This is a genomic window from Streptomyces sp. NPDC017676 (assembly GCF_044329325.1).
Classification (GTDB): Bacteria; Actinomycetota; Actinomycetes; order Streptomycetales; family Streptomycetaceae; genus Streptomyces.
In genome coordinates, this window is sequence record NZ_JBIRJA010000041.1 from 15,808 (window position 1) to 22,272 (window position 6,465).

5 protein-coding genes are annotated in these 6,465 nt (G+C 68.7%); 2 read left to right on the forward strand and 3 right to left on the reverse strand.

Features of this window, described 5'->3' with window-relative positions; translation table 11 throughout:
- Positions 1-174: 174 nt before the first annotated feature.
- The gene (locus ACH4LD_RS42585) at positions 175-390 is read left to right on the forward strand and encodes a hypothetical protein (RefSeq protein WP_398059887.1); all 216 of its coding nucleotides are present in this window, start codon (positions 175-177) and stop codon (positions 388-390) included.
- Between the two features lie 202 nt (positions 391-592).
- On the opposite strand, the gene ACH4LD_RS42590 is transcribed toward ACH4LD_RS42585, so the two are convergent.
- Together ACH4LD_RS42590 and ACH4LD_RS42595 are read right to left on the reverse strand one after the other, a co-directional pair.
- Entirely contained in the window at positions 593-1,168 is a 576-nt protein-coding gene (locus ACH4LD_RS42590) for a helix-turn-helix domain-containing protein (RefSeq protein ID WP_398059889.1), read from the reverse strand.
- Between the two features lie 236 nt (positions 1,169-1,404).
- Positions 1,405-1,686, reverse strand: a complete 282-nt coding sequence (locus ACH4LD_RS42595) for a hypothetical protein (RefSeq protein ID WP_398059891.1) — start codon at positions 1,684-1,686, stop codon at positions 1,405-1,407.
- Positions 1,687-1,883: 197 nt separating this feature from the next.
- On the opposite strand from ACH4LD_RS42595, the gene ACH4LD_RS42600 reads away from it, so the two are divergent.
- A complete protein-coding gene (locus ACH4LD_RS42600; RefSeq protein WP_398059893.1) occupies positions 1,884-3,335 on the forward strand; it encodes a hypothetical protein in 1,452 nt (483 codons plus the stop codon).
- 181 nt (positions 3,336-3,516) lie between these two features.
- Here ACH4LD_RS42600 and ACH4LD_RS42605 read toward each other — a convergent pair whose 3' ends face one another.
- On the reverse strand, positions 3,517-6,084 hold the full coding sequence (locus ACH4LD_RS42605) for a Helicase associated domain protein (RefSeq protein WP_398059895.1): 2,568 nt from the start codon (positions 6,082-6,084) through the stop codon (positions 3,517-3,519).
- Between the last annotated feature and the right edge of the window lie 381 nt (positions 6,085-6,465).

Here is a 6,465-nt window from a genome sequence, read left to right on the forward strand (position 1 = left end):
GGGGGGGCCGGGGGGGCGGGGGGGCGTCCCCCCCCCCCCCCCCCCGGAGCCCCCCCCCCGGGGGCGCCCCCCCCCCCCCGGCGGGGGGGGGGCCGGGCCCCCCCCCCCCCCGGGGCCCCCCCCCGCTCGCTTTCTGGTTCCTCGCCGTCGTCGGACGCCCATACGATGATCGGTGTGACTGCTCGCCGCGCACTCGGCGCCGGCCCTCAGGCCGCGCATGGCATCCGCGCTGCCCAGGCCGACCTGCTCGACTCCCTGCCCGGTGTCCGCCTGCCCGACCTCGCCGAGCTGCGCGCCCGGGGAGTCCTCGGCAAGCACCCCGTGACGACTCCCGCCCCGCGCCGGTCCCTCGGAGCCGGTGCCCGCGCCGTTGACGACCCTGCTCGCTGAAATCCGCCCCCGCGTGCACACCGGCTGCGCCGGGACCACCGCATTGCCGTCGCGACTGTGGTCAAAGAGCCGCTGTGCGGCCGTCTCCCGCTCCCCTGCGCACCCGTGACCTCCCTCCTGGGCCGGGGCGGCCTGGTCGGACGTCAGGTCAGATGCAGAGCCATCTGGCGGGCGTGCTCCGCCCCGAGCCGACCGGCGTCGGTCAGCTACGGCGAGACCACCACCGGCGCCGTTCCTGCTCCTGCTCCTGGTGCTGACTGTTGGTTGGTGGCGTCGACGCGGCCGTGACCGGTGCGGGTGGGGGAGCGGCGGGGGGTGAGGGCTGGGGGATGGCCGCCCGTTCCGGCGCCGCGGTGAGAGCCTTCAGCGCCTGCTGGAGGTCGGCGATGTGGTCCGCCCGCTCGGCGAGACGCTCGCGCAGGTGCCGGACCTCTGTCTCGGCGAGCGCGCGAGCGTTGCGTTCCTCAGCGAGCTGGAGTTCGTGCTCGTGCCGCAGCCGGTCCAGCTCGGCCCGCAGCTCAGCCGCCCCGGCCTGACCCCTACTGTCTGCGGCTGTCTCCTCGGCGCCGGGAGCGGCCTGGTCATCCGGGGGTGCGGGGGCGTTGAGCCGGAAACCGGCCGCGAGCAGGTCCTCGACGGGGATCAGCCAGCCGCGTTCCTCGTCCAGTACGGATCCGGGGAGTTCGCCGGCCTCGCGACGGCGGCGGATCGTGGTACGGCTCACGCCGCAGGCTGCGGCGGCCTCGCGCTGGGTCAGCAGGGGGCGTCTGGTGCTCATGGCCCTGTATCCTCCCCGCCCATAGTCTTCACTGGCAGACCGACCCGCATCTGGGACCCGGATCGGCGCCCGCGCCGGACTCGATATCCGGCCCACTCCACCGTGCACACCCCTGCCGCGGGCTGGTCACCGAGTCTTCCCACGCTGGCAATGCCGGCGCCGTGGCGGAGAAGCGGGGCGGGTGGGTCCCCCACTCCTCCGACGAGGTACTCGATGTCGCACGTAGCCAGGCTCGGCTACTCAGACCTTGGGCGGGCCGCCGGCGCGACCGTCGGATTGGCAAGGGCTGGCGATCCGGCAGCCGTTGAGGCGGAAGGCTGAGGGGTGGGCTTCGTCGGTGCTCCCTTGCCGCTTGTTCCTCCACTGACGAAGACGAGCATGCCGATCAATGCAATCAGCACCTTGGTGGCGAGGTCGATCGATGCTCCGATCGTGGGCCAGCGGTGCTGAATGATGCCAATGCCTGCGCCTACGAGGATCAGTAGCAGGGCGATGAGCAGCGGGTCGTGGCCGTACATGTGCATACCTTTCGGCTATATCCGGTCCGCGCCCCTGGTGTCGGCCGAGCACCAGGAGAGCGTCCCCCTCTTGGCTCCGCAGTGCGGAGGCGACCAGCGGTTGTGGTCACGGCAGTACTGAAGACCAGCGGGTTTGTGGTACGCACGCGCGACAGAATGCTGCCTTCAACCAGGTCTCAGAGGGGTGTTGAGAACCAGTGACTGATCAGCAGTTGGATCTCTCCGACAGCAGCGACGAGGAGGAGAGCCGGGTCCAAGCACTCATCGAGTTCAAGAAGATGGTTCGCGAACTCTTCAAGATGACCGGGCGGTCGACAAACGAGTTCGAGAGGATGCACAACTTCGGGGACGGCAAGGTCAGTACCTGGTGCACAGAGAAACGGGGGCCCAATATCCCGCCGCTGCGGTTCGTCGAGGTGCTGGCGGAGGAAGCACAGGAGCGAGGCGGTCTGGGCGCTGAGGCCGCAGCGCTGTTCAAGCAGCGGTACGGCGAGCTGCTGGAGCTGTACTGCGCGCGGAAGCAGCCACCGCCGTCTGAGTCTCACCGCAAGATGCTCGCCGACTACAAGTACACGGTGCTGATCCGCGAACTGAACACGGCGATGAACGCGACGCACAACACGATGGCCAATCTCATGACCGAGATGGACACGCTGCGCGAAGACCGCGACGATGAACGCCAGCGTCGCCTAGCTCTGCAACAGCAGCTCGAAGAGCTCCGCACCGAGAACGACCAGCGGGCCGCGGACAGACACGCTGTCCTGGCCCGGCGTGACCAACTCCGAGCTGAACTTGCTGCCTACGAGCGGGGACAGCAGCTGGATGTACGGCACGATCCTGGAGGCGACCTGGGTGGTTCGCGTACGAACCACCCCCAGCACTCCCCCTGGGATGACCTGGGTGGTTCGCATGCGAACCACCCCCAGGCGATTCCCTCCGGCGCGCACGTACTTAAGCGACTTCCGCTGAGCCTCAAGGTGGGCGGTGCGGTTGTGGCCGCAGCAGTGCTCGTCTTCGCCGGTATCGGTATCAACCAGAGCTTCGGGAAAAACAGCCATAGGCCTGACGCAAAAGGGACGACTACCACGGCGCCCTCGCAGACACAGTCTGGGCCGCCCCCGCAGACACCGCCGGGTTCTCCGACTACAAGCCCCTCGCCTAAGCCAACAAGCTGGAGGCAGGTGTATAAGGATCGACCGTTCAGCATGCCTGCGCCTGGCGGTGGCGGGTGCAGGCGCGGCTTGTTTGACTTGGATGCCGATCCGATCAAGTACCGGAGTCAGGAGGGGGACATCCCGCCTGAGGTGGACAAGGATGCCTTTGACGTTGAGTGGCACACCTTCTGGTGTTCAAGCTCTCCTTCGAACAACGACGCGCTTGACTTCAAGGTCCAAGCAGTCGGCCTGAGTAAGGCGACAGCCCCATCTCCCTCTCAGTGCGTCTTGGACTCCCAGACGCAAGCGATCAGCAACCCTCTCTCCGGGAGCGACGTCGACAGCCAGACGATCCTTCACAAGGGCGCATCCCTCTGCATCGAAACGAACGCAGGAAACCTCCTCTACCTGAAGCTGACCAAGGTGGGCGAGGACTCCGATGGGTACCTGTCAGGGTTCACGTTCTCTGCTACCAGGTGGTCCCGTGCTGCTTAGTTTGATTTGCGCAGGAGCGTGACGGCCTCTGAGACAGACGGCCATGGCCACGCCGCCGGAGGGTCACGAGCTTGCCCGCGTAGGCCCGGTCGGTCCAGACGATGGTGATCTCGGGGTGCATCAGCCGTAGCCGGCGAGGGCGGCGGGTACTGGCCGTCCGCCGCCCTCGGTGCCGGTCGGGTTACCAGCGCATGCCGAGTTGGTCCAGTTCCGCGCGGCGTTCGGGGGTGAGCTTGTCGGCGCGGCGGCGGGTGTTGTCCAGGAAGGTGCCGAGTTTGATGTCGACCGTTTCGCCGTCGACGTCCAGGCGCTCGATGTGCTTGCGGGCGGGGCGTAGGTGTCCCTCGCGGGTGTGGAACTGCCGGGCGGCGCGCAGGTTGAGCGCCCACTTGTCGTCTGCGGTGAGCTTGGCGGGCCGGGCTGCGGGGCCGGCGGGCTCCATGGCGAGCGTGCTGCCGAGTAGCCACTGTTGTGCGGGGGAGAGCTTGTCCCATCCCTGCCGCTGCGCGGCGACCCATGCCCCGAGGTCTTCGCCCTGGATGACGAGTTCACCGGCCGTCTCGGGGAGGGTGCCCCCGGCCTGGACGTGGGTGCGGGTGAGGGTGAAGCAGCGCTGCCAGGCCACGGTCCACCCCAGCGGGCACCATCCCGGGTCGATGGCCTCCAAAGCCTCCAGGCGGCTCTCTGGCAGCTCTCCAGCGCCCACGGGCAGGGTTTCCCCGGCGGCGCGCCGTTCGGCGTTCTCCAGGGCCCTGCGGGCCTCCGCCCGCCTGTTCTTGGCCCACACGCCGATCGGGTAGCCGCCGTCTCCCACTGCCTGGACCGGCGGGAGGAAGTGCCCGTGTGCGGCGGCCCACGATCGCGCGACTGTGAGACCTTCCTCCCATGCGACGTCGTAGTGGGACCAGACCATGCCCAGCGCGTCGAGCTGCTTGACGCGGGCAGCTTCCAGGGTTCCGGCGTTGTAGTAGCGCCGCTGGTCGGCCAGCCACCGCCCCAGCGGAAAGCCCGAGCCGGCCGACTCGTCCTCGGCCATCACGTAGTCGTACGGCACCCGCAACTGCCCGCCGCCCCTCTCCCGCCGCCACCGGGTGGCCGCCGCGATCCCGCGCCGCCAGTACGTCTTCTCAGGGTCGATCACCCGCAGACTCACGAACTGCGCGAGCAGCGCGGGATCGCGCGGCGTGCTGAACCGCAGCAGGCCCGCCGCTGCCTGGCTCACCCACACGTCATCCTCGGCGCCCGCGTCCGCCTCGTCCTGGTCCTCGGCGAGCTCGGCGCCCTGGTCCTGGTCCTCGTCGTCCTGGTCCTGGGCCTCGGCGCCCAACTCGACTTCTGACAGCGGTACTTGATTCTCGTCGTCGTCGGTCCGGCGTCCGCTGCGCTGCCGTGGATCGGCCAGCGCCTCGATGGTGTCCGCGTCGTGCGCCCGCAGGGCCCCGAGCACCTTCGCGAGGGTCCCGTACGCATCCGATGTCAAAAGGTCATCGGCGTCCTCATCCGGACCGAGGAATACAGGCACCACCAAAGACGCCAATTTCCCCTCACCCGGGCTCAAACGCAGGGCACGCCCGACCATTTGCACGATGTCGACCATGGACCCCCGGGCATCGCAGAATGCGACCGCATCACACTGTGCCGTATCCACGCCTTCCCCCAGCACTTTCACAGAGCTGAGAACACGCACCGCCGCCGGGATATCCGACCGGGCACCACCGATGAAATCGGAAGCGAATTCGGCCAGAACTTCACGCCGATATCCGGGGGCGTGGTCCCCGTGCAGCCAGTCCGACCAGACCCGCTCCGCCGGCGGGAACGCTTCCGGGTCGTCCTCGGCGAGCCGGGCCGCCACGGACCGAACACCCCGCGCCATCGCCTCCGCCTCCGACACCCGGCTATGGAACGCCAGGATGCGCCGCAGCCGCTCCCGCCTCGCAGCCGTCAGCAATCCGGTCTGGAGCGCTGCGAGCCGCGCCCCGCGCACCCGGTCCGAGCCGCCGGCCTCCTCGGCGAGCGCGGCGTACAGGTCGGGATCCCGGATGTCCAGGCACACCACCTGGTACGGCGCAACGATCCCCCGCCGGATCGCCTCCGACAGCTTGAGCTTGTACGCCACCGGCCCAAAGATCGGGCTGTCCTCATCCATGGACGCCACCAACCGCGGCTGCTCCCCCTCGGCCTCCCACACACGAGGCGTCGCCGTCATGTAGAGCCTGCGCACCGCAGGAATCCGCTCCTGATGGTGCACCGCCGCCCACGGCTTCAACCCGTCCCCACTTGTCCTGTGGGCCTCATCGATGATCATGAGGTCCCACACCGGCAAACCCGCCTCGTGCGCCCGCTGGAGCTTGCCCAGACCCACCGCCGCGTAGGTCGCGAACACGGTGACCGTCTCCAGGTCCCGCACCCACTCCAGGAGTTCGTCCGGGTCGGTGGTGCACGGGATGCCGTCGGACTCCTCGGGCCGCAGGTCGCACACCCCGACCATGGCGCCCCGCCTGCCGCCTCGGCGCCAGGCGCCGGCCATCTGTGTCAGCAGGTCCCGCGTCGGCACCAGGACCAGGACGCGCCGCGCGGAGAGCCGCCGTGCGGATTCCACGGCAATCAGCGTCTTGCCCGATCCGGTAGCGGCGATTACCTGCGTTCGAAGTCCCTCCGGTGGAATGTGCCCTCCGGGTGGGTCCTGAAGGTGGTTCACCACGGCGTCTACGGCTTCGGCCTGATGCGGTCGCAATTCGATGTGAGGCATTCAGAGACCCGCTTTCTGCTCGGCTATACAGAGGTGACGAGTGAAGGTTTCCCGTTGTCAGCAGTGGTACTGACGGAGCGGCATTTCCTCCGCGCGTGCTGAGGGGTGGAGCCGGGGGAGGGGGTGCGTGCTGAGCCCAGACTCTATCCCGATGGTGCGTCATGACGCACAAGAGTTGGGGAAGGTACGTCAGATTGGCTGGTACTGCTGTCATGTGGGGTGTCGGGGTGGTAGCCTCCCTGCGTGGCGCGGAATTTGAGCGCCTCGCTTCACCTGATCTTGGTGTGGGGTGTACCGCCCGGTTGGGCGGGGAGGGTTGAGGGTGCGTCACCCCCGGCTCCTCTTGCTGTTGCTGCTTCAGGCGGGCGCGGAGCGCACGCC